At 67.0% G+C, this 3740-nt stretch carries 3 protein-coding genes; all 3 read left to right on the top strand.

Translation table 11 applies throughout. From position 1 onward, the window contains the following. A partial coding sequence (locus VMI09_10055) for a penicillin-binding transpeptidase domain-containing protein (protein ID HTQ25030.1) occupies nucleotides 1–1143 on the top strand: 1143 nt, incomplete at its 5' end. Between the two features lie 18 nt (nucleotides 1144–1161). After that, nucleotides 1162–2361, top strand: a complete 1200-nt coding sequence (gene cofG / locus VMI09_10050; protein HTQ25029.1) for a 7,8-didemethyl-8-hydroxy-5-deazariboflavin synthase CofG — start codon at nucleotides 1162–1164, stop codon at nucleotides 2359–2361. After that, on the top strand, nucleotides 2358–3623 hold the full coding sequence (cofH, locus tag VMI09_10045; protein ID HTQ25028.1) for a 7,8-didemethyl-8-hydroxy-5-deazariboflavin synthase subunit CofH: 1266 nt from the start codon (nucleotides 2358–2360) through the stop codon (nucleotides 3621–3623). The genes cofG and cofH overlap by 4 nt, the downstream gene beginning before the upstream one ends. The last annotated feature ends 117 nt before the right edge of the window (nucleotides 3624–3740 follow it).

The raw sequence follows: 3740 nt of genomic DNA, 5'->3' as shown, positions 1-3740 counted from the left end.
ATGCGCCAGCCAGGCTCGGCGCTGAAGCCGTTTCTATACGCGCTGGCGCTCGAGCGCCGCCTGCTCACGCCCGCCTCTTTAATCGAAGACACGCCGCTTGAATTGCCCGAGCAGCGCGGACTCTACAGGCCGCTCGACTACGACCGCGAGTTCCGCGGGCTGGTCTCGATGCGCCTTGCGCTGGGCTCGTCGCTCAACGTCCCGGCAGTGCGGACGATCGGCATGACCGGCGTCGAGGCGTTTACCGGACAGTTGCGTGCGCTCGGCTTCGAAGGAATCGTCGAGCAGGGCGACTACTACGGATCGGCGCTCGCCCTCGGCTCGGCGGACGTGCGGCTGTGGGACCTCGTCAACGCGTACCGCACGCTCGCCAACGCGGGCCGCTACGGCGCGATGCGGCTTGCCGCCGGCGGCGCGCCGCCGCCGGCGCGGCAGGTCTATTCGCCCGCGACGGCGTTCCTCATCTCGGACATCCTCGCCGACCGCGCGGGCCGCGCCGCGACTTTCGGCCTCGAGAACGCGCTCGCCACGCGCTTTTGGAGCGCGGTCAAAACCGGCACCAGCAAGGACATGCGCGACAACTGGTGCGTCGGCTACACCGCGCGCTTCACGGTCGGCGTATGGGTCGGCAATTTTTCCGGCGCCGCGATGCACGACGTGACCGGCATCACGGGTGCGGCACCGGTCTGGCTGGAAGTGATGGATTACCTCGACCAGCGCTTCGGCGACGGCGCGATCGCGAAGCCCGCCGGTGTGACCGTGCAGATGGTACGATTTCCCAATGCGGTCGAGCCGCCGCGCAAGGAATGGTTTATCGCGGGCACCGAGCCGAATCGCGAGGCCGCCGGCCTCGACGATACGCCGCGGATTCTCTCGCCTGCGGCGGACACGGTGATCGCCCTTGACCCCGACATCCCGGCCAGCCTCCAGCGCGTCGCCTTCGTGGCGAACGCGGGCGCCGGCGCCGCGCGCTGGACGCTCGACCATCGGACGCTCGGCCCCGCCGGCGGGGTGATGTTATGGGCGCCCTCGCCCGGCGCTCACACGCTGACGCTCGCCGACTCGTCTGGCCGTCCGCTCGACACCGCAACATTCAGGGTGCGCGGTGGAACCGGCGCCGGTTTGCGGGGGTTGGGAAAATAGCCTATAAACTGCCAAGCCATGACGACCGCGCAGCCCTCATCGGTTGTGGGGCGCTCCGGATCCCCGCAAATACGCGAAATCCTTGACCGGGCGAGCGATGGCGCGCGCCTCGGCGAGGCCGACGCGACCGCGCTTATCGAGTGCCCCGACCACGAACTGCCCGAGCTACTCGCGGCGGCGGGCGCGCTTCGCGATCGCGCCAAGGGCCGCATCGTCACCTACTCGCGCAAGGTTTTCCTGCCGGTCACCAATCTCTGCCGCGACCGCTGCACCTATTGCACATTTCGCAAGGACCCGGGCGAGCCGGGCGCATGGACGATGACGCCAGCCGAGATCGCACAATGGTCGCGCCGCGGCCGCGCGCTCGGATGCCGCGAGGCGCTGATGTGTCTCGGCGACAAGCCCGAGCTGGCCTTCAAGGAATACCGCGAGACGCTCGAGCGCCTCGGCGCGCGGAGCACGATCGAGTACGTCGCGCGCGCCTGCGAGGTCGCGCTCGGCGAAGGCTTGCTGCCGCATACTAACGCCGGCATCATGAGCCGCGACGAGATGCTGATGCTGCGGCCGCTCAACGTCAGTATGGGGCTGATGCTCGAAAGCATCTCACCCCGGCTGCGCGCGCGCGGCGGCGTGCATCAGTGGGCTCCCGACAAGGATCCCGCAGTGCGGATGCGGATGATCGCGGAGGCCGGCGAAGCGCGCGTTCCGTTCACCAGCGGAATCCTGCTCGGGATCGGCGAGACGCCGGCCGAGCGCGCGCAGAGCCTGGTCGCGCTGCGCGACTTGAACGAGCGCCACGGCCATATCCAGGAAGTGATCATCCAGAACTTCCGCGCCAAGCCGGAGATCGCGATGGCCGAGGCGCCCGAGCCCGGCGCGATGGAGATGGCGCGCGCGATCGCGACCGCGCGGATGGTGCTCGGACCGAAGATGAACGTGCAGGCGCCGCCCAATCTCTCGCCCAACGAGATCGAGCTGTTTCTCGCCGCCGGCATCAACGATTGGGGCGGCATTTCGCCGCTCAGCAAGGACTACGTCAATCCCGAGGCGCCGTGGCCCCATATCGAACGGCTGGCCGAGCGCTGCGCGCGGGCCGGTTTCGATCTGCGCGAACGGCTCGCAATCTATCCCGAATACGTCGATGATTACTGGGTTGACCCGAGGCTCCGCCCGGCGCTCGAACGGCACGGCGCGGAGATCGACGGAGGTGCATCGTGAACCTGGAAGCCCTGCGCAACTATGTCGATGAGATCGAAGCCGCGCCGCTCGGCGCGCTGATGGATAAGGCCAGTCCCGCCGTGCGCGCCGCGCTCAAACGCAGCCGCGAGCGCCAGGAGCTGACGCCCGAGGAAGGATTGCTGCTCTACACCGCCGAGGGCGGCGATCTGCGCGCGGCGATCAAATGCGCGGACCTCGCGCGCGCCGAAGACGTCGGCGACGAAGTCACTTACGTCGTAAACCGCAACCTCAATTTCACCAATATCTGTTTCGTCGGATGCCAGTTCTGCGGCTTCAAGCGCCAGCGTTGGGAGTCAGACGCCTACGACCACTCCGACGAAACCATCCTCGCCAAGGTCGGCGACGCGGTGGCCCGGGGCGCAACCGAAGTTTGCATGCAGGGCGGGATCAACCCCGAGGCGCCCGACTTCAAGTACCGCGACCTGCTGCGCACGATCAAAGGCGGCTACCCGGAGATTCACGTTCATGCGTTCTCGCCGATGGAGATCATGTTCGGCGCGCGCCGCGTGCGGATGGAGTACCCCGAATATATCGCGATGCTGCGCGACGCGGGGCTGGGATCGATTCCCGGCACCGCGGCCGAAATCCTTGACGACAGCGTGCGCGAAATCTTAAGCCACAAGAAAGTCGACGTCGCCACCTGGGTCGATATCATCACCAGCGCCCACGCGCTCGGCGTGCGCACCACTTCGACCGTGATGTACGGCCACGTCGAAAGTCCGCGCCACGTCCTCAATCACCTGGGCCTCCTCCGCGACATCCAGAAGCAGACCGGCGGCTTCACCGAATTCGTGCCGCTCCGCTTCATCCACGAGAACACCGTGCTCTACCGCAAGGGCCTGGTCGCCGAGCCGCCGCCCAAAGGGACGCTCGACTTCCAGATGTACGCCACCTCGCGCCTGTTCCTGCGCGGATGGATCGACAACCTGCAGACTTCGTGGGTTAAGCTCGGCGTCGATCTCGCCGCGCTCACGCTTAAAACCGGATGCAACGACTTTTCCGGGACGCTGATGGAGGAAAGCATCACGGCCCAGGCCGGCGGCGACTCCGGCGAGTTCGTTCCGGTCGATCTAATCGAAGAGAAGGCGCGCGCGATGGGCCGGGTTGCGGTCGAACGCAGCACGCTCTACAAGAAGCTCTACGGGAAAAAGGCTCCTAATGGCGCGCGGCCGATCATCACATCCCCCTCACCACTCTCAGAGGCCGATCACCACGCTTGCGGGGGGAGTGGGGGCCGCTAAGTTCCTGCGCGGCCTCGCCCGCGTCGCCGGCCAGCCGCGCTTAAACGTTATCGTCAACACGGGTGACGACGAGGAGTTCTACGGACTTCACGTCTCGCCCGACCTCGACACGATCGT

The organism is Candidatus Binataceae bacterium, from assembly GCA_035500095.1.
In the GTDB taxonomy this organism is placed as follows: domain Bacteria; phylum Desulfobacterota; class Binatia; order Binatales; family Binataceae; genus JAKAVN01.
This window is presented reverse-complemented; position numbering and strand designations above follow the sequence as displayed.

What these genes read in the sequence shown, in the direction of transcription:
- cofG (HTQ25029.1), top strand. Translation starts at nt 1,162, where the DNA reads ATGACGACCGCGCAGCCCTCATCGGTTGTGGGGCGCTCCGGATCCCCG.